Source organism: Tsukamurella strandjordii (genome assembly GCF_039525985.1).
In the GTDB taxonomy this organism is placed as follows: Bacteria; Actinomycetota; Actinomycetes; order Mycobacteriales; family Mycobacteriaceae; genus Tsukamurella; species Tsukamurella strandjordii.
Genome location: NZ_BAAAII010000004.1, coordinates 444,319 through 462,859 on the forward strand (window position 1 = coordinate 444,319; position 18,541 = coordinate 462,859).

Consider the following 18,541-nt stretch of genomic DNA (forward strand, 5'->3'; position numbering starts at 1 on the left):
GAGGCAGGTTTTCGGGTCGGACGCGCAGGCGGGGGGTCGAGTCTCGTGGCGGCGATGACATCGGTGAGGGCCTTCCCTGTGGGATCGCCCTGCCGCGTCAGTTCCTCGGTGAGCCGGTTCCGAGCCGCGTCGACGGCCGCGGAGCGTGTGGCGGCCTGCTCCTACACCTTCGCCAGGGGCCGGTTCGTGGCCTCGGCGATGGACACGGGTGACCGCGTTGTCGTCCGATCGCACCTTCGCCGTGATCGCGTGCAGTGCGAGGCGCAGTGACCGCAGGATCGTCGCCTGCTCGCGGGGTTCGCCGAGCAGCGAGTCCAGGCTTTCCCGGTCGGTCACGAGCGGAGCTTCTTCAGCGCTGATTCCACGGCGCGGCGTACCTGAGGATCTTCATCGTCCACGTAGGAGGCAATGGCGTCGATATCCTCGGCCGTTCCGATCTTCCCGAGCGTGCGCACCGCTTCTTGGCGGACGATGGGGCGCGTGAGCCATGCGCGCGCGAAGTCACGCGATTCCGGCCTTCGATAGCGCCCGAAGTACTTGACCAGGGCAACTCGAGCACCGTCTTCGAGGCTCGGTCGACGTGAGAGATCGACAATGCGATCGAATTCGTCCTTCGAGGCGATGCGGGCGAGGATGGCGGCCGATTGAATCTGCATGAAGGGCTCGAGTGCCGGTGAAGTCCGAGCCAGTTGTCGGAGAACGGCGTCGCTCGCGGCGCGGTTTCCCTTTGCGGCGGGATCGTCGAGTGCCCATATCAACGATCGTCGGAGGGTCGATCGATGCCGCGTTTCCTCGCCGGGCACCCGGGCATCAAGATCGTTCAGCCAGTCGATGTAGACAGGAATCGCCGGCGGGAAGGTCTGGCCGGATCGAGCCAGATGCCCGACCTTATAGGCGTGCACCCCAACATCGTTGAGGTCGCGCATCAATCGCGTGTCGAATCCGTCCTGGCCGTCGATCAGACCCGATTCAGCGTAGTTCTGCATCCAATCTTCATGCTGAGGCATACCTGAGCCTCACGGTGCCGTTCGCTGCCGCGTGCACGGTGACCGCGTTGTCGTCCGATCGCACCTTCGCCGTCATCGCGTGCAGTGCGAGGCGAAGTGACCGAAGGATCGTCGCCTGCTCGCGGAGTTCGCCGAGCAGCGAGTCCAGGCTTTCCCGGTCGGTCATGAGCGCAGCTTTTTCAGGGCTGTCTCGACGGCGCGGCGGACGCGTGGGTTGTCGTCGTTCGCGTAGGCGGCGATGGCGTCGATGTCGTCCGAGGTGCCTACCTTGCCCAGAGTGTGAATCGCTTCCTGGCGGACGATGGGACGTTCGAGGTAGCTGCGGGCTAATTCGCGGGACTCCGCGCGGCGGAAGCGACCGAGGTAGCGAACCAAGGCGATTCGGGTTCCGTCTTCGAGGTCGGCCCGCCGGGTGAGTGCCAGCATGCGCTCGTAGTCGTCCTTCGTAGCGATACGGCCGAGGACCTCGGTCGCCCAGATCTGGACCGGCCGCGCAAGGGGAGGTGATCGACGATCGAGTTGACGGAACAGCGCGTCGACCGCCGCGCGGTCGCCCTTCGCTGCGGGATCGTCGAGCGCCATGATGAGCGAGGTGCGCAAACCCGACCGATGCCGGGTCTCTTCGCCGGGTACCCGCGAATCGAGATTATTCAGCCAGTCGATGAAGACCGGAATCGCCGGCGGCACACTGCGCACCGCTGACTTCAGTCGTCCGACAGTGAATGCCCGCACACCCACCGCCGCGAGATCGTCGACGAGGCGGCGTTCGAACCCGTCCTTGCCGTCGACCATGCCTGCGTGCGTGATGAAGTCCATCCAGTCGTCGCCCTGCGGCATACCGTCGTACTCGAAGCTCATGGCGTCGGCACTCCTGTCCGTATCGAGTCCTTCGGCTTTGTGGGGTCGGACGGCGGCGGCACCCACGTGTCCGTCGGGATGAAGGGCGTCGGCTTCTGCCCTCCCAGATTTTCGTCCAGCTCCATCCGTAGCACAGTGATCTTGCCCTCCGATTGCAGCTTTTCCACCTCGGGAGACAGCGTCGTTCGATGGTCGGTGATCAGCGTCATCGTATAGCCGTTCTCAGCTGCCCAGTTCGCCTCGTCGATGATCTGGTTGTCGCTATCGCGGGTGTCGTTGGTGTTCTTGACCTCGGTGATCTGGCGGGTGTCGTCATTGATGTGGTCGGGGTAGCGGTAGCCGCCCTTTCCGAGTGGCGCGCTCGGGTACACCCGGCGCTTCTTGTAGCCGGGCGGGATTCCAGCACGGCGCTCGCCGTCCGCGCCCCGCTGGCGGTTGTTCCCGTTCCCGGCGACGGGTTTGTCCGGCCGGGCGTAGCGGCCCAGCAGGGGCGCGAGTTTGAATTGGATCAGGCTGGTCACGTTGCCCTTGTTGGTGATCAGCTTGAGATTGTCCGCCGCCTGCGCGACGAAGCCGTCGAGCTCGGTGAGCAGCGTCGTGACGTCTTTCGCCGCTTGATCTTTGAACTTTTCCACCGCGTAGTCCGCGGCGGCGCCGGCCGCGGGTCCGCCGGGGAGGTTCTCGAGCACGGCGATGATGATCCGGGCATTGAGCAGGATGGCCTTGATCTGCTTCCGCTCGAGATCGGACTTGCTCTGGGTGTGATCACACGAGCTCGCGATGCATTGACCCCATAGTCGCACCTCGTCGAGCGTCTTGGTCACGCGATTGACCGCCTTGTCGATCTTCGGCACCTCGGGCGGTGGGTCGGCCGTCGTGTTCATCGGCGGGACGGCCTCGATCGCCGTGTTGAGGTTTCCCACGCTGCTCGTCCACGCCTCGCCGGCAGACTTGATCTTCCCGACATCGCAGTCGGCCCACTTCTTCTCGATCCGCCCCTCGATGATGTCCCAATCCTCGGGGAGGTCGTGGAGGCCGCCCGTCGAGCGCACCGTCGGGTGCATCGAGATGGTCAATCCGCTGCCGGCGGGCAGCGCCGGGGCCGAGACCGCCTGCCGGCCGGGTGAGTTCTCGTTCTGCACGCGGAGGCGCTCGGTACCGGCCTTGTGGACCATCTCGCCCAAGTTGTCGGCCGCGATCGCGGTGAGGGAAGCGGCCTCGAAGACGTCGGAGGCCGCCTGATCGTAGGCCGTGGCCCAGGTGTGTCCGGCCGATGTGTGATTGCCGGCGGAGTTCGATATGCCGGACAGTTTCCCCTGCAGCGAGGTCAGCTCTGTGGCGATGTCCTTGCCCAGCTTCCGCATCGCGGCCGCGGTGTCGAAGTACCACTGCGGATCGACGTCGGTCATGATCGGACGATTTCCAGGTTGTCCAGCATGAGGGCGATATCGGTGTCGAATTCAGTGGTCTCGTCGGAGATCCGGACCGATGCCTGGATCATGTACAAGGTGGTGCCGACCCGATCCCCGACCAGTAAGAAGGCCTTCGTGAGCTGGCGGCTATAGGGGCGCTTGTCGGAGTCACGGCTGTGGACGGTGCGGGGCTCCTCGTACACTCCGACGCTCTCGATACCGCGAAGCCCGCACACCCGGATCGCCTCGCGGCTCGTCTCCTTCCAACTCGGCATCCTCAATCCGGCCAGGAATTGGAGGCTGCCTTCGGCGTCGTCTTGGCGGGTCGCCTGGCCGACGCGGATAGTGAGGGAGGCGCTGAGAAGCCTTTCCGGCTGCCGGGTGATGACCGAGAGACTGTCGGGCACGGTGCGTTCTGCGGTCCACCACCGCGGCAGTTTCGGGATCTTCACCGTGATCGGTGCCTCGAGGATGACCGCTTCGCCCGTCGGTTTCGTCGCATCGCACGTCGACCGCTCGGGACCGCCGTTGATCGCGGGCTTCTGCGTACCGCACGACGTGGCCAGAAGCGCAGTCGCGAGCAGGAATCCGACGATCCGCCTCATGAGCCGAACATCTTCAAGATCACGCGATCGGCTTCTTCGTAGTTGCGTTTGCAGGTTGCGACGTGGGTGCGCAGCGCTTGGAGCTGCTTGATGCGCTCCTCCATATCCGACTGCCACTGCGACTGTGTGCTGTTGAAGGCCTCCGCGGCGGTGCCCTTGTAGGTGGCGAGCACCTCGCCGGTGGCGGAACGGACCTCGGCGCAGCGGTCGGTGATCTCGGTGATCTGTTTGTCCAGGGCGTCTACGAAATCACCCATGGCGGCGAGGTCGTACCTGTACCGCACGGCTACGCCTCCAGGTCGAGGACGCCGCCTTCGCCGGCAGCCCGGATCTCTTCGGTGCTACCCGATTCCGTGTCCGCGTAGTCGGCAGCCGTGGAGGTGAGTAGTCGGGCGTACTCAGTCAGTTTCGCCACGTGCTCACCGACTCCTGGCAGGTGCTCGTCCCAGCGCTCCTGCATGACCTCCGCCGCCGAACCCTGCCACGTGCCCTGAAGGTCCGTGTGGGCGCGTTCGGCCGCGTTGAGGATCGATGCGATCCGGGCCTGCTGGGCGTCGAACCTCGTGCCGCCCGTCCGCAGATCCGCAGGGTTCACCTGTAGTCTCGTGTTCATTCTCGGCCCCCCAACCGATTGGTGGAACGACATGAGCTGGCGCGACGATGCCTCCCCGCACACTCAAGCCGATCTCGACTCCCTCCTCAACGATAGCGTGGAAGCGGCCGCGGGGGTACTCGAACGCGGCGATACTCTTACGCCGTTCAGCTTGGCGATCGCGGTCGACGGGAGTCGTTCGATGCGCAAGCTCGACACCTCGGTCAGCGCTACCGACGAGGACACCAACATCGGCCGGCTCACCCTCGCTGGCGACCGCGAGCTTCTCCGTGCCCGCGCCGTGACCCTGGATGTGCGCGTGGTCGGGGCGGGCACCGACGCGCTCAAGATCATCGTCGAGCACCGCGACGGGCAAGCCTTCGACGTCGTGGTGCCGTACGTCGATCGCGAAGACACCTTCATGATCGACTCCGATTCGATGACGGTTTCGCAAGGTGTGCAACGACTCTGGCGTGCCAGCGGAGCTACACCGAGCGAGTGACGGCGGTACCCGGTGGCCTCATCAGCGGGACAAGAAGCCGCCGGGGCGTTCTTCCAGAGGCCGGCCCGCGTAGCGGTCGCCACGCTGCGCCGGAGCGACTCGCTCGACGGGCGACGGTGGTCGCTCCGAGGCCGCCACGAACTCGTCGATCGCGTCGCCGAGGCGAATGTCGTCGCGGTTCAGCCCGGCCGTGACGCGCCGGCGGGCCTCCTGCGCCGCGGACAGGCGGCGGTGCATCTTCTCCTGTACCTGCTCCAACGCACGATTCGTCGTCAGGGCGATCGACGAGCCGAGTGCCGCGGGCTCCAGGTGCCGGCTGATGGGGTGCAGGGTGACCCGGCGCACCGTCCCGTCGCCGGCTACGCACACCGTGACGGCCTGGTCCGGTGATCTGACCTCGGCGGTCATGGCCTCCAGCTCCGCTCGGACTGTCTGGAAGGTCGCTGCCTGCGCCTTCAGGTCCTCGGCCATGGATGCGAAGAAGTCGTCGGTCATGAGCGGAGCCGTTTCAGTGCGGTGCGGGCGGCCCGGCGGACGTGCGGGTCGTCGTCGTCCTCGTACGGGGCGATGACGGCGATGTCATCCGGGTTCCCGATCTTGCCGAGGGTGCGGATGGCCTCGGCGCGGACGACCGGGCGGTCGATGCTCGCGAGCGCGGCCTCGCGGGATTCGGGGCGCCGGAATCGCCCGAAGTAGGCCACGATCGCTGCTCGGCCGCCGTCCACGATGTCGGGTCGGTGGAACAGGTCCATCATGCGCTGGTAGTCGCTTTTGGTGGCGATGCGGGCCAGGCTCATGACGGCCCATATTTGGGCGTATTCGGGCAGGGCGGGGTCAGCTCGATTGATCTGCCGTGTGAGGGCCTCGATCGCGACGCGGTTGCCTTTCGCGGCGGGATCGTTGAGAAGGTTGATCAGACCGTAGCGGATCCCCTCCCGGTGCCGTGTCTCGTCACCGGGAATGCGTTCGTCGAGGTGCGTCAGCCAGTCTGCCGCGACGTCGACCGCGGGAGGGACGGTGGGGAGCCCCGAGATATCGCTGAGCCGTGTTATGCGGACGCCGACCGCGTCCAGATCGTCGACCAATCGGCGGTCGAAACCGCCTTTGCCCTGAACGTAAGTCTGAGGATACTGGTCGAAGATCTTCTTCCAGTCATCGCCCTTGGGCATACGCAAGTAGTGGAAGAGGTCATCTTCAGTCATCGACCTGGTACCCCCATCGGTCCCACGCCGTCGGGGGAGCGCACGGGAGCTGGATTCGTCGGTGATGGATCCGGCAGCGTGGGATTCGTGGGTCCGCACACGAGATTCTCGTCGAGTTCCATTCGCAGGACCGTGATTTTGCCTTCGCTCACCAGCTTATTCACGTCCTGGGAGAGAACCGTTCGGTGGTCGGTGATCAAAGTCATTGTGTATCCGTTCTCGCTCGCCCAGTTCGCTTCGTCGATGACCTGTTTCCTGTCCCGACTACTGAGCTTGTTTACATTCTTAACTTCGGTTATCTGCTTCGTATCATCGTTGCGACCGTCGGGGATGCGAAATTTAGGCTTTCCGACAGGGCAGTTCGGGAAGATTGCTGGCGCGCGTTCGTCTGGGTTCTCTCCCGCACGAATCTCGCCCTCACGACCTCGCTCCCTGGAGTTGCCGCCCTGAACAGGAACCGCTGAACGAGCATTGCGACCGAGCAGCGGAGTGAGGTACTTCCCGACAGCCGACGTCACCGTCTCTGCCCCCGTTGACGGCTGCGTGCTGCTGAAGGTGAACTTGGCTTGGACCGTGCTGTCTACCGAGGCGTCGAGCTTCTCCAGTTCGACCCGCACCCATTCGGCGGCATCCAGTTTCGCTCGGCTCTTCGCTATCGCCTCATTGGCCTGCCCGGCGGGGCCACCGCCCCCAGTACCGAGGGATGCGATCATGATCTTCATCCCGGCGAGGAAGTTCGTGATCGCCTGCCGGGTGGAATCGGATGTGGCCTGAACACTGTTGCATGCGTGACCGATCGCGATGGACCACTGGGTCGACTTCTCCAGCATCGCGACGATGCGGGCGACGGAGGCATTGATCTTGGCGACCTCGGCCGGAGCGTCGGGGCTGTCGTTCGGTGTCCAGGACAGCGACAGTTGGGCGTCCTGAATGCCGCGGTAGCTGGACATCCACGATTCGCCCGCCGCCTTGATCTTGGTGATATCGCAGTCGGCCCACTTCTTGGTGATGTTCTTCTCGACGATATCCCAATTCTCGGGTGGGTCGTCCAGGCCGCCCGTCGACCTGAGGCGAGGATGCATCGACATGGTGAGACCGCCGCCCTCGGGCAGCGCGGGTACCTCGACGTCCGACCTGCCCGGGGAATTGGTGTTCTGGACATGTACCCGTTCCGCGCCCGCCGCGTGAATCAACTCGCCGAGATTGTCCGCCGCCATTGCCGTCAAGGAAATCGCCTCGAATACATCCGACGCTGCCTGGTCGTACTTCGTTGCCCAGGTGTGACCCGCCGACGTGTGATTGCCCGCCGAGTTGTCGACGTTGAGGTTGTTCTGCAGGTCGGTGAGTCCTTGAACTAGCTTCGTGGATACAGCGCGCACCGAGATGGCGGCATCGAAGTACCACTGCGGATCGACATCGGTCACCCACACACCCCCCAGCGTGTACGGCGGCGGACCTGCCTCCCCGCAGTCCCGAACCGCCTGTTCTCCTGGATGCTATCGAAGCCTCTGCGATTGTTCCAGGAATCCCGCAGTACGCGGAGGCGGGCGGATCAGAAGCGGATCACCTGGCGGACGGCTGTGCCGTCGGCAAGGGCGTCCATGCCCTCGTTGATCTGATCGAGGGTGATCACACCGGAGATCAGCTTCTCCACCGGCAATCGTCCGGCGCGCCACATGTCCACATATCGCGGGATGTCCCGCTGCGGCACAGCGGATCCCAGGTAGCTTCCGATAATGGTGCGGGCCTCGGCGGTCAGCACCAGCGGGCTGATCTCGGACCGCGCAGCGGGATTCGGCAGGCCCACGGTCACCGTCTTCCCGCCCACCGCGGTCGCGGCGACGGCGGCCTCGAAGGCCTTCGGATGCCCGGCCGCCTCGATCACGACGGGCGCGCGAACACCCTCCGCGGCAAGCTCTTCCGGCGTGTATGCGGCATCGGCGCCCAGCTCGCGCACCTGGTCCAGTTTCGCCGCCTGCGCGTCGACCCCGATCACGCGGCCGACGGCACCGTCGGCCTCGAGCGACAGGGCGGTGAGCACGGCGGCCATGCCCACGCCCCCGAGGCCGATGACGATCACGTCGTCGCCGTTCGACGGCGCCCCGGCGTTGAGAACCGCGCCGCCGCCCGTCAGCACCGCGCAACCGAGCACGGCCGCGATGTCCGGGGGTACGTCACCGTCGACCCGGGTCACCGAGCGCGCGTCCACCACGGCGTGCGTCGCGAATCCGGAGACGCCGAGGTGGTGCTGCACCGCCTCGCCGTCGCGGGACAGTCGCCGCCCGCCGCCCAGCAGCTCGCCCGCATTGTTCGCGACGCTGCCCGGCGTGCACGGAAGTTGGCCGTCGGTACGGCAATTGGCACACTCGCCGCACCGGGGCAGGAAGGCCATCACCACACGGTCGCCCACGGCGAGACTGTCGGTGGCGGCAGTGATCGGGCCCGCTCCCGGCGCCAGGGGGCCGAGTTCCTCGATGATGCCCGCCGCCTCGTGGCCCAGCAGCATCGGCACGGGGCGGACGCGATTGCCGTCGACCACGGACAGATCGGAATGGCACAGGCCCGCGGCCTCGATCCGCACCAGTACCTCGCCCGGCCCCGGAGCGTCGAGCTCGAGTTCCGACACGGTGATCGGGTGCGACTCCGAATAGGGCCTGGCCCTACCGATCTCCTCCAGCACGGCCCCGCGGATGCGCATCAGTACTCGACCTCCAACTCCGGCGATGTCGGCTTCGCCTGGCACCCCAGAATGTAGCCGTCTTCGGCGTCTTCGGGGTCGAGTCCGTCGGTCACGGCCATCTCGACGGTGCCCTTGGTGAGCTTGCACAGACAGGTGGCGCACTCGCCCGACTGGCAGGAGTAGGGCACATCGTGGCCGTTGTTGATGAGCACGTCCACCAGCGATTCGCCCTCGGGCCACGGCACGGTGAACGTGGCACCCAGGTTGTAGACGGTGACCTGCGGTGAATCCGCGGTGACCTCCACCTCGTGCGGCACGATATCGGCGAAGGCATCGCCCGAGAGCGAGGCGTAGATCTCCTGATGCACCAGCTCGCGCGGGGTGCCGATCACCTTCGCCGCTTCCTTGCAGGCGGCCATGAACTCCTCGCGGCCGCACAGGTAGGTGGGACGCGAGTGATAGGGCGTGAGCAGGGCGGCGAGCATATCGGCGTCGGGGATGCCGCGCTCGGACTCCATCCACCAGATCACGGTGAGCCGCTCGTTCTCGGCGTCCAGGCGGGCGATCTCCTCCCGGAAGATGGTGGCCGCCGGATCGGCGTTCGCGTACAGCAGCGTGATCGGCTGGGTGCCCGCCGTGAGCGCCGCCGACAGGATCGACATGATCGGCGTGATGCCGCTGCCCGCCGCGAGCAGCAGGATGGGCACGTCCAGGCTCTCCGGCACGAAGACGCCCGACGGTGGCAGCACCTCCAGCTCGGTGCCGGGGGAGAGGTTGTCGCACAGCCAGTTCGAGGCGTACCCACCCTCCGTGCGCTTCACCGTGACGCCGGGACTGCCGGCGGCGAAGGGCGAGGTGTACAGCGAGTACGACCGGGCCACCGAGCCGGTCTGCTCCGAGGGCACCCGAACGGTGATGAACTGCCCCGGCCGGTAGTCCCACTCCGCATCGAAGACGAAGGACTTCGCCAGCGCCGTCTCTTCGATCACGTCCGTGACGGTGACGATCTGGCTACGACTCGAATGGGGGGTGAGGCTCATGCCCTCCAGGTTATCGGGGCTCCGTCATCGCACGGCGCGCGTGCCCTGGCAGGAGCCGGGGAGCGGGAAACCGATGTTGGCGGTGGCGCGGACCTTGATCTCGATGGCGCCGGCGCCGGTGGCGACGAACGGGAAGTAGGTCGATCCGCCGCCGGACCCGAGGACGCCCACCTGGTGCAGCGTGCCGGTGGCACCGGTGCGGGTGTTGCGCCAGTCGACGGTGACGTCGAGGTTCGATCCGCGGGGCGGCGGGACCAGGGTGGCCGAGCGGCTCACCGACATCGCCATCTGCTCGGGAACCGGGACGGGCTTACCGTCGGGCCCACCGCGCCAGGCCTGACCTGCGGTGACGAGGATGGCGTTCGGGTAGGCGCGGCACACCTCCGTCTGGGCGACGGGGTCCTCCGCGTGCGCGGGGGCGGTGAGGAGTCCGGCGGCCACGAGGCTTGCGGCTCCGGCCGAACCGATGGTGCGTGCGATGTTCATGGTGATCTCCCTTCCTGCGGGGATGATCGCTCGCGCGGCGTGAGGTGTTTCACACCTGCATGGCCCGCCAGGCGGCGTGCGCGCGGCCCAGCTCCGTGGACGGCGCCTCGCCGTAGATCCACTCACGGCAGATCGCGTGCCAATCGGCCGCGGCCTCCAGGCTGCCGATCATGCCGAAGGTGAGCAGCTCCGCGCGGCGGGAGAAGGTGTGCGCGGCCGGCATGCGCAGCGAGGGATCGGCCTCGGGCGGCGTGGTCGCCACGGCCACCGCCCGCTTCACCTCGGCGGAGGTGATGGTGGTGACGCCCGACCGCAGGTGCCACGGCGCCGACAGCCGGAAGTACCGCAGCAGAGTTTCGGGCGAGGGGCCCTCGCCGCGCAGCGCACCCACCGAGCGCAGCAGATCCGCAAGATCCTCACCTCGGCCGGTGTCGGCGGCCGTGAAGCAATCCCGTTCGAACGCAGCCGATTCCGGGCCCAGTGTCTTGTAGAGTCCGTAGTCCAGGAAGGCGAGCCGGCCGTCCGGGCAGACGAGCACGTTCCCGGCGTGCGGGTCGCCGCAGAACTCGCCGTCGCCGAAGACGCCGCCCACGTAGAACCGGTGCAGGATCTCCCCGGCCCGGTCGCGGTCGGCCTGCGGCGCCGTCTCCAAGGAGCCGAACCGCTCGCCCGGAACGAACTCGGTCACCAGGACCCGTGGGCCGCTCAGCTCCGGGAGCGGCGCGGGAACCCGGATGAAGGGGTGGCCCGCGTACCGTCGGGCCACCGTCGCCTGGGCCTCGCACTCGCCCTGGTAATCGAGCTCGGCCAGGATGGTCTCGCTGATCTCCAGGAGCACCGATTCGGTGCGGATCGCGGTGGTGCGGCGTCCGCGCCACATGGTGAGCAGCAGGCCGAGGTTCTTCAGGTCGGCGCGGATCGCGGCCTCGATACCCGGGTACTGCACCTTCACCGCCACATCGCGGCCGTTCGCGGTGACCGCCCGGTGCACCTGCCCGATCGACGCGGCGGCCATCGGCTGGGGATCGATCTCGGCGAACGCGCCGCGCGGGCAATCCGCCTCGATCACGGCCTTGACCTCGCTGAACTCGGCGCCGGGCGCCCGGTCGGTGAGGGCGGTGAGCTTTTCCTGGAAGGCGGGCAGGGCGTGCTCCGGCACCAGCCCCAGGTCGACGGTGGCCAGGGCCTGGCCGACCTTCATCGCGGCGCCCCGCATGGACCCGAGCACCGTGACCAGCCGGTCCGCCGCGCGCAGCGCCGCCTTCTCCTCCGCCGCGGCGCGCTGCTCGGGCGTGGTGGCCCGATTGGCCGCCCGCGTCACCGTGCGGTCCACCGCCTGGCGCGCCACCGCGCCGCCCAGCTTCGCCCCGCGCCGCAGCCGCGTGGCCGGGTCGTCTTCGCTCATGCGCCCAGGGTAGTCCGGTATTGAAATCCGACGGTATTCGAATACCATCGGTATCCATGACGCACGACGTGATCATCGTAGGGGCCGGCTTCGGCGGCATGGGTGCCGCGATCGAGCTGGGACGGATGGGCATCGACGATGTGGTGATCCTCGAGCGCGAGGACGATCTGGGCGGAACCTGGCACGTCAACCACTACCCGGGCCTGGCCGTCGACATCGCCTCCGTGACCTACTCGTACTCCTTCGAGCCGAACCCGAACTGGTCGCGCCTGTACGCCCCGGGCGCCGAGCTCAAGGCCTACGCGAGCCACGTCGCCGACAAGTACGACCTGCGCCGGACGATGCGCTTCGGGGTGGACGTTAAGGGCGCCCGCTGGGATGCCGAGGCCGCCGAGTGGGAGGTGACTGTGGTGCGCGGCGGCGGGCTCGAGGAGAAGCTGCGCACCCGCTACCTGATCACCGCCACCGGCTTCCTCAGTCAGCCCAAACTGCCCGATATCGAGGGCATCGAGGACTTCGCCGGCACCGTGATCCACAGCGCCCAGTGGGACGACGACGCCGATCTCGCGGGCCGCCGCATCGGCGTGATCGGCACCGGCGCCACCGGCGTGCAGCTGGTGCCCGAACTCGCCAAGGTCGCCGGACGGCTCACCGTCTTCCAGCGCACCCCGATCTGGGTGGTGCCCAAGGTCGACTTCGCGGTCCCCGCGGCCGTGCGCGGCCTGTTCGGCGCTCTCCCCGTGACCCAGCGCGCGGCCCGGCTCGCGAACTCCACTGCACTCGAAATCCTCAGCACCGTGGGCGTTCTCAACTACAAGTACGGGCACCGGTTCAACTCCGTGGCCGCACTCCTGGCCAAGGCGCACATGTTCGCTCAGGTGCGCGACAAGCGGACCCGCGCCGCACTCACCCCGCAGTACTCCTTCGGCTGCAAGCGCCCCACCTTCTCCAACACGTACTTCCCGACCTTCGCCCGCGAGAACACGACGCTGGAACCCGGCGCCATCCGCCGGGTGCTGCCCCGCGGCATCGAAATGGCCGACGGCACCGTCCACGAGATCGACACCCTCGTCCTGGCCACCGGATTCTCGCTGTGGGAGAAGAACTTCCCCGCCATCGATGTGACCGGCCGCGACGGCGTGAACCTCGGCGAGTTCTGGCGCACCACGCGGTTCCAGGCCTACGAGGGCATGGCGATCCCCAAGTTCCCCAACTTCTTCAGCCTGCACAGCCCGTACAGCTACACCGGCCTGTCGTACTTCTGGACCATCGAGGCGCAGATGGTGCACCTGCGCCGCGTGCTCGACGAGGCGCGCCGCAGGGATGCGCGCACCGTCGAGGTGACCGAACGGGCGAACGCCGAATTCCTCGACACGATGAGTGATCGCCTGGGCCGCTCGGTGTTCCAGCTCGGATCGTGCGAGGGCAGCCACAGCTACTACTTCGATCCGCACGGCGAGGCCACGCTGCTGCGCCCCAGCTCCGTGATCGGCGCGCGCCGCGACGCCCGCACCTTCCCGATCGACGACTACGCGTTCAACTGATCGAGCGTGGCGATCAACGCCTCGGCCGCCTTGGCCGGAGCCCCGGACTTCGCCGGTGCCAAATCGTGCGCCGCGCTGACCTCGACGATGGTGGTGGGTCCGGCGACCAGCGCCGCCGCCTCCGCCAGTTCCTCGGGAGTGGCGAACGGATCACGCTTGCCGTGCACGAACACCGTCGGGATCACGATCTCGGGCAGGTGTGCCGTGCGCGCCTTCTCCGGCCGCCCCGGCGGGTGCAGCGGATAGGACGACAGCAGCAGTGCATCGGGCCGGACGGGGCCCTCTGCCACCGCCATCGACGCCATCCGGCCGCCGTAACTGTGCCCGCCCCAGATCACCGGACCGTCGATCTCGAGCAGCGCGGCGGTCTCCGCGAAAGCGGCCCGATCGGCCGCCTGACCCGACGGTGACGGCGGCCCCTTCGGGCGCAACCGCCGATAGGGCAGATCGATGCGGACGGTGCGCACCCCGCGCGGCGCCAATTCCTCGCCGAGCAGGCGCAACATCGCCGCATCGCGATTGCCGCCCGCGCCGTGCGCCAGGATCAGGGTGGCGCGCACCGGACCGTCGGGATCGTGAATGGAGAGCCAGGTCACCCGGCCAGCCTACGGGCAAGTTAACGTGCATTCATGACGCAGACGAAGCAGGGCCCCCTCGCGGGCCTGAAGGTGATCGAGTTCGCGGGCCTGGGCCCCGCACCGCACGCGGCCATGCTGCTGGCCGACCAGGGAGCCGACGTGGTCTCGGTGCAGCGACCCGGCGTGGGCGTGGCCGGACTCACCGGCAAGGCGCAGGGCGTCAAGCGCGGCCGCACCATCGTCGAGGCCGACCTGAAGAACCCCGACGACATCGCGAAGATCCTCGACCTGATCGACCGCGCCGACGTGATCGTCGAGGGCTTCCGCCCCGGCGTCATGGAGCGCCTCGGCCTCGGCCCCGACGTGGTGCTCGAGCGCAACCCGCGCCTCGTCTTCGCCCGGATGACCGGCTGGGGTCAGGAGGGCCCGTTCGCGCAGCGCGCCGGCCACGACATGAACTACATCTCGCTGACCGGCCTGCTGCACGCCATCGGCCGCAAGGGCGAGCGCCCCGTGCCGCCGCTGAACCTGGTGGGCGACTTCGCCGGCGGCTCGATGTTCCTCGTCTTCGGCGTGCTCGCCGCGCTGTACGAGCGCAATACCTCGGGTAAGGGGCAGGTGATCGACGTCGCGATGGTCGACGGTGCCTCCCTCATCGGGCAGATGCAGTGGGACTTCCGTGGCCAGGGCATCTGGAGCGATGAGCGCGGCGTGAACACCCTCGACGGCGGCGCGCCCTTCTACGACACCTACGAGTGCTCCGACGGCAAGTACATCTCCGTGGGCGCGATCGAGCCGCAGTTCTTCGCCGAGCTGCTGGACAAGCTGGGCCTCAAGCAGGAGGACCTGCCCTACCAGCTGGATCAGGCGCGGTGGCCCGAGCTGCGGGCCGCGCTGGAGGCCGCGATCAAGACCAAGTCCCGCGATGAGTGGGCCGAGGTCTTCTTCGATTCCGATGCCTGTGTTGCGCCGATCCTCACCTTCGAGGAGGCCCCGAAGCATCCGCACATGGCCGCGCGGAACAACCTGCCGCAGGTGGGCGGCGTGACCGCTCCGGCTCCCGCGCCCCGCTTCTCCCGCACGCCCGCCGCGGCGCCGCAGGAACCGTCGGTGGATGTCGCGGACGCAGACACCCTCTGGCGCTAGTCGCATTCTGAAACCGGCGGAATCCGCGGCCTCACGGCGCTGGGCGTCGTATCGCCGCGGATGACGCCGGTTTCGGGAGCGGGTGCTAGCCGACGACGAGCGCGAGGCCGGCGGCGTTGAGCGCGGCCGAGACGTCGTAGAACAGCGATCCATTCGGCTTGGCGGCGCCGTTGAAGGTGGCGGCGCGGCTGGCCAGCCCGAGGGCGGCGTTGTCGGTGCTGCGGACCAGCGGCCCGCCGCTGTCGCCCACCTGGACCGGGATCGTGGTGGCGATGTAGCCGTTGTCCACGCTGATCACCTTGCCGCAGCGCCAGCCCGAGCTCACGCCCTGGCTGCACACGGGATCGCCCGCCTTGGCCACCCCGACGCTGGTCGGGCGGATCTTGCCGCCCGGGGTGGCCCGCGCGACCCGCGGATCCAGCTCGAAGACGCCCCAGTCGGGAGCGTTCGGCACGACGAACGTGTCGGAGCTGGTCAGACGGGGCGCCGACGAGGCGATGTTGACGCCGGCGATCCGACCGTCGACCACCACCTGCTGGCCCTGCGCGCCGCAGTGTCCGGCGTAGACGCCCACCCGGGAGCCGTCGCTGCGCTGGCCGATGAATCCCACGGTGCAGCCGCGGCCGTCGGCCACGTTGCCGACCATCTTGGACACCGTGAGCACGGAGCTGCCCGGCGTGACCGAGGCGACCGGCTCGGCCTGTGCGGCGGCCGGGACGAGTGCGGCGACCGCCGCCGCGACGGCGAGGGACGCGGCGGCGCTCCGGGCGCGAGGCGCGTGGGTGCGGCGCATGATTCTCCTCGGTTCGGCGGCGGTGGCCCGGGATCGGGCCGGTGGCGGCACGGCTGTGCGACGGTAGCGTGCCACAGCGCGCACCGCGTGTAAACCGAGTTGCCTCTGTTAACTATAGAGGCGAGTGTTGCGTGAGTGAAGAAAAATCTCTACTTCACGGGCTTCGGTGTGACCCAGGTGGTGATCTGCGCGTGCACCACCTCGGTGCCCTTGTTGTCGCGGATCGCGATGTCGACCACCACGTCCTGTCCGGCGGTGATCGCGTCCCAGTCGACCGGCTCCAGGAAGGTGGCCGTCGCGGTGAGCGACGATTCCGCCTTGGCGAGGTAATCCACCTTCATCGACTTCGGCAGCCAGCGGTGGGTGGACGGGGTGGACGCCTCCATCACCATGCCCATGCCGACCTCGGCGAGGTTGCAGGCGGCGATGGCGTGGAAGGTGCCGATGTGGTTCTGCACGAACCACCACTTCGGTCCCTTCACCACGGCGTGCCCGTACTCCAGCTCGGAGACGTAGGGCGTGACCGAGGCGAAGTAGGGCGCCTTGAGCGAGGCGCCGGCGGAGAAGGCGAGCTTGCCGAGCGGCTTATCGCTCAGCTTGCGCCACAGCTTGTACGTGCCGGTGGTGTCAGTCATGGCGCCTACCTTACTCTGCGGTAAGTTCGCGCGCGGCGGGCGGATGTACTGCACAATTGGTCGACGACACGGGGAGGAAAGACAGGCATGAGCGATCCGAATCAGTACGGCGGGACTCCGCCGGGCGGCGATCCGTACGGCCCGACCCACTACGGGCAGCCGCAGTACGGTCAGCAGCCCTACGGCCAGCAGCCCCAGGGGCAGGACCCGTACGGCCAGAGCCTCTACGGGCAACAGCCCTACGAGCAGAACCCGTACGGCCAGCCCTACCAGCAGAATCCCTACGGCCAGCAGCCCGGACAGCCGTACGAGCAGAACCCCTACGGCCAGCAACCCGGCTACCCGTCCTACCCGCAGCCCGGTTACCCCCAGGCACCCGGATTCGGCGGCCCGGTGCCGATGACGCGCCCCGGCACCGTGCTCGCGGCGGCACTGATCCTCATCATCATCGGCGTGATCGTCACCCTGCTGCAGGTGTCCAACCTGATCATCGGCGGCAGTGCCCTCGCGACACCGGGCCTCGACGAGTCCACGCTCTCCACGATCGTGATCGTCACCGCGATCGTCACGCTCGTGATCGCCATCGGCGGGATCGCCGGCGGAACGCTGCTGCTGCTCAAGCGCAGCAAGGCCGCCGCGATCTTCGCGACGGTGGCCGCCGCGCTGATGCTGTTCACCTGCTGGGGGGTCGTGGCGACGATCGCGGTGCCGATCCTGCTGTGGGGGACCGATTCGGCGAAGGCCTGGTTCGCCGGAACCTGATCACCGCGGCGGATTCGCCGCCAGATCGTCGAAGCCGCGGGTGGCCAGCCGGACGATGGTGTCCTGGATCGTGGGCCACCACTGCGACTTCACGTTGACGGGCGTGCCGTGCGTGGCACCGTCGAGCGAGACCAGCAGCGCCGGCTCCCCGGCGGCCTGGGCGGCCTTGACGAACTCCACCGACTCCTGCGCCGGGACGATGCCGTCCTTGGTGCCGGTGAGCGCCACCGCGGGCATCCCCGGGTCGAGCCGCTGGATCGGATTGGCCAGGGCGTACCGGTCCGGCACCTGATCGGGCATGCCGCCCAGCACCATCTTCACGTGGTCGTTCATCCGGGACGAGGTGCGCATGTCCAGCACCCCGGCCATGGAGACGAAACCGCGGGGCACCATCGCCGGCGCCCCGCCCGGAGGCCAGGTGACGCCGGGTGCGCCCTGGGGGAGGGTGCGCCGGGTCGCCGCCCAGGCGGCGAGCTGCCCGCCGGCCGAGTGTCCGACGAAGATCACGTTCGACGCATCCAGTTCGCGCACGCGGTGCGCGAGCGTGGGAACGAAGTCGACCGCGTTGCCCACATCGGTGAAGGTGGTGGGCCAGCCGCCGCCGGAGCCCACGCGCCGGTACTCGATGTTCCACACCGCCAGTCCCGCGGACTGCAGGGCGCGGGCCACGTCGGCCATGTAGCGCTCGGTGGCGCGGGCCTTCCATCCGCCGCCGTGGATCAGCACCACCACGGGCACGCTGCCCCGGGCGTGCCGGCCCGGTGGCAGGTAGAGCCGGCCGTAGTTCTGCGCGGGATCGGCGTTCGGCGCCGGGTAGGTGTAGCGCACCGAATCGTCGCGCACCGGCGCGACCGACTCCGACGCCGCGGACGAGCTGGGCGCGGCGGACGGGCCGACGGGGCCGATGGTGCAGCCGGACATCCCGGCGCCCAGGGACCCCACCAGGATCAGCGCGCCGAGCTTCTGCGCGGCGCGCTGCTTGGTCATACTCGAATTCTTCCAGAGCATCGGCTCCCGGCGGTGGCGACGTGCGGTGGATCACGGCCGGGGGAGAGCCGCGGATTTGAACCTGAGGCGCATCCGGTGCATACTGGTCAGGTTGCCTTCCGCGGGCGGCGTGGTCTGTTGCGGCTACGACGTGTGCGGGAAGGTATCGCTTGGCGCCCCTCGCGGGTGCCATCCGGTCCGATGGGACCGCCCTGAGAAGGAAATTCCCGGGGTGGAACTTGAGCGACAGTGCGACACGCCCGACCGCGTGGACCGGAGCAATTTGACACATGAACAGCGTCGATCG

General features: G+C 68.0%; 22 protein-coding genes. 4 read left to right on the forward strand and 18 right to left on the reverse strand.

The window, feature by feature from the left end; translation table 11 throughout:
* Positions 1–332 precede the first annotated feature (332 nt).
* The 7 genes from ABD108_RS08125 to ABD108_RS08155 are packed head-to-tail and all read right to left on the reverse strand — an operon-like array spanning position 333 to position 4,528.
* Positions 333–1,007, reverse strand: a complete 675-nt coding sequence (locus ABD108_RS08125) for a HEAT repeat domain-containing protein (protein WP_343930001.1) — start codon at positions 1,005–1,007, stop codon at positions 333–335.
* Complete coding sequence (locus ABD108_RS08130; protein WP_343930002.1) at positions 994–1,173, reverse strand: hypothetical protein; 180 nt, start codon at positions 1,171–1,173, stop codon at positions 994–996. The genes ABD108_RS08125 and ABD108_RS08130 overlap by 14 nt, the downstream gene beginning before the upstream one ends.
* Positions 1,170–1,865, reverse strand: a complete 696-nt coding sequence (locus ABD108_RS08135) for a HEAT repeat domain-containing protein (RefSeq protein ID WP_343930003.1) — start codon at positions 1,863–1,865, stop codon at positions 1,170–1,172. Before ABD108_RS08135 ends, ABD108_RS08130 begins: the two co-directional genes overlap by 4 nt.
* Positions 1,862–3,274, reverse strand: a complete 1,413-nt coding sequence (locus tag ABD108_RS08140; protein ID WP_343930004.1) for a putative toxin — start codon at positions 3,272–3,274, stop codon at positions 1,862–1,864. Before ABD108_RS08140 ends, ABD108_RS08135 begins: the two co-directional genes overlap by 4 nt.
* Complete coding sequence (locus tag ABD108_RS08145; RefSeq protein WP_343930005.1) at positions 3,271–3,882, reverse strand: hypothetical protein; 612 nt, start codon at positions 3,880–3,882, stop codon at positions 3,271–3,273. Before ABD108_RS08145 ends, ABD108_RS08140 begins: the two co-directional genes overlap by 4 nt.
* Positions 3,879–4,166 (reverse strand): WXG100 family type VII secretion target, encoded by a 288-nt coding sequence (locus ABD108_RS08150; protein ID WP_255585664.1) that lies wholly within the window; start codon positions 4,164–4,166, stop codon positions 3,879–3,881. The genes ABD108_RS08145 and ABD108_RS08150 overlap by 4 nt, the downstream gene beginning before the upstream one ends.
* 2 nt (positions 4,167–4,168) lie before the next feature.
* Entirely contained in the window at positions 4,169–4,528 is a 360-nt protein-coding gene (locus ABD108_RS08155) for a WXG100 family type VII secretion target (RefSeq protein ID WP_308443060.1), read from the reverse strand.
* On the opposite strand from ABD108_RS08155, the gene ABD108_RS08160 reads away from it, so the two are divergent.
* The gene (locus tag ABD108_RS08160) at positions 4,527–4,976 is read left to right on the forward strand and encodes a hypothetical protein (protein WP_343930006.1); all 450 of its coding nucleotides are present in this window, start codon (positions 4,527–4,529) and stop codon (positions 4,974–4,976) included. The genes ABD108_RS08155 and ABD108_RS08160 overlap by 2 nt on opposite strands.
* A 21-nt stretch (positions 4,977–4,997) precedes the next feature.
* Here the strand turns inward: ABD108_RS08160 and ABD108_RS08165 are convergent, their stop codons facing one another.
* From ABD108_RS08165 to ABD108_RS08195, 7 genes are all read right to left on the reverse strand, one after another.
* Positions 4,998–5,471, reverse strand: coding sequence for a YbaB/EbfC family nucleoid-associated protein (locus ABD108_RS08165; RefSeq protein ID WP_343930007.1), 474 nt, complete (start codon positions 5,469–5,471; stop codon positions 4,998–5,000).
* Positions 5,468–6,178, reverse strand: coding sequence for a HEAT repeat domain-containing protein (locus ABD108_RS08170; protein WP_343930008.1), 711 nt, complete (start codon positions 6,176–6,178; stop codon positions 5,468–5,470). The genes ABD108_RS08165 and ABD108_RS08170 overlap by 4 nt, the downstream gene beginning before the upstream one ends.
* Positions 6,175–7,602: a putative toxin gene (locus ABD108_RS08175; RefSeq protein ID WP_343930009.1), complete on the reverse strand. Its 1,428-nt coding sequence runs from the start codon at positions 7,600–7,602 to the stop codon at positions 6,175–6,177. The genes ABD108_RS08170 and ABD108_RS08175 overlap by 4 nt, the downstream gene beginning before the upstream one ends.
* A gap of 128 nt (positions 7,603–7,730) precedes the next feature.
* Complete coding sequence (locus ABD108_RS08180; protein WP_343930010.1) at positions 7,731–8,876, reverse strand: alcohol dehydrogenase catalytic domain-containing protein; 1,146 nt, start codon at positions 8,874–8,876, stop codon at positions 7,731–7,733.
* Complete coding sequence (locus tag ABD108_RS08185) at positions 8,876–9,898, reverse strand: 2Fe-2S iron-sulfur cluster-binding protein (RefSeq protein WP_343930011.1); 1,023 nt, start codon at positions 9,896–9,898, stop codon at positions 8,876–8,878. Before ABD108_RS08185 ends, ABD108_RS08180 begins: the two co-directional genes overlap by 1 nt.
* A 24-nt stretch (positions 9,899–9,922) precedes the next feature.
* Positions 9,923–10,384, reverse strand: coding sequence for a hypothetical protein (locus ABD108_RS08190; protein ID WP_343930012.1), 462 nt, complete (start codon positions 10,382–10,384; stop codon positions 9,923–9,925).
* 49 nt (positions 10,385–10,433) lie between these two features.
* Positions 10,434–11,789 carry an ABC1 kinase family protein gene (locus ABD108_RS08195; RefSeq protein WP_343930013.1) on the reverse strand — a complete coding sequence of 452 codons (1,356 nt, stop codon included), beginning with the start codon at positions 11,787–11,789 and terminating at the stop codon, positions 10,434–10,436.
* A 56-nt stretch (positions 11,790–11,845) separates the two neighbouring features.
* Here ABD108_RS08195 and ABD108_RS08200 point away from each other — a divergent pair, with 56 nt between their 5' ends.
* Complete coding sequence (locus ABD108_RS08200) at positions 11,846–13,333, forward strand: flavin-containing monooxygenase (protein WP_343930014.1); 1,488 nt, start codon at positions 11,846–11,848, stop codon at positions 13,331–13,333.
* Here ABD108_RS08200 and ABD108_RS08205 read toward each other — a convergent pair.
* Positions 13,318–13,929, reverse strand: a complete 612-nt coding sequence (locus ABD108_RS08205) for an alpha/beta hydrolase family protein (RefSeq protein ID WP_343930015.1) — start codon at positions 13,927–13,929, stop codon at positions 13,318–13,320. The genes ABD108_RS08200 and ABD108_RS08205 overlap by 16 nt on opposite strands.
* Positions 13,930–13,962: 33 nt before the next feature.
* On the opposite strand from ABD108_RS08205, the gene ABD108_RS08210 reads away from it, so the two are divergent.
* Positions 13,963–15,057, forward strand: a complete 1,095-nt coding sequence (locus ABD108_RS08210) for a CaiB/BaiF CoA transferase family protein (RefSeq protein ID WP_343930016.1) — start codon at positions 13,963–13,965, stop codon at positions 15,055–15,057.
* A gap of 85 nt (positions 15,058–15,142) precedes the next feature.
* On the opposite strand, the gene ABD108_RS08215 is transcribed toward ABD108_RS08210, so the two are convergent.
* Together ABD108_RS08215 and ABD108_RS08220 are read right to left on the reverse strand one after the other, a co-directional pair.
* Positions 15,143–15,850, reverse strand: coding sequence for a chymotrypsin family serine protease (locus ABD108_RS08215; RefSeq protein WP_220657932.1), 708 nt, complete (start codon positions 15,848–15,850; stop codon positions 15,143–15,145).
* 149 nt (positions 15,851–15,999) lie between these two features.
* Positions 16,000–16,485 (reverse strand): hotdog fold domain-containing protein, encoded by a 486-nt coding sequence (locus ABD108_RS08220; protein WP_220657933.1) that lies wholly within the window; start codon positions 16,483–16,485, stop codon positions 16,000–16,002.
* A gap of 87 nt (positions 16,486–16,572) precedes the next feature.
* Between ABD108_RS08220 and ABD108_RS08225 the strand changes: the two genes are divergently transcribed.
* Positions 16,573–17,247, forward strand: a complete 675-nt coding sequence (locus ABD108_RS08225) for a hypothetical protein (RefSeq protein WP_343930017.1) — start codon at positions 16,573–16,575, stop codon at positions 17,245–17,247.
* On the opposite strand, the gene ABD108_RS08230 is transcribed toward ABD108_RS08225, so the two are convergent.
* On the reverse strand, positions 17,248–18,234 hold the full coding sequence (locus tag ABD108_RS08230) for an alpha/beta hydrolase family protein (protein WP_343930018.1): 987 nt from the start codon (positions 18,232–18,234) through the stop codon (positions 17,248–17,250). It lies immediately after the preceding gene.
* Between the last annotated feature and the right edge of the window lie 307 nt (positions 18,235–18,541).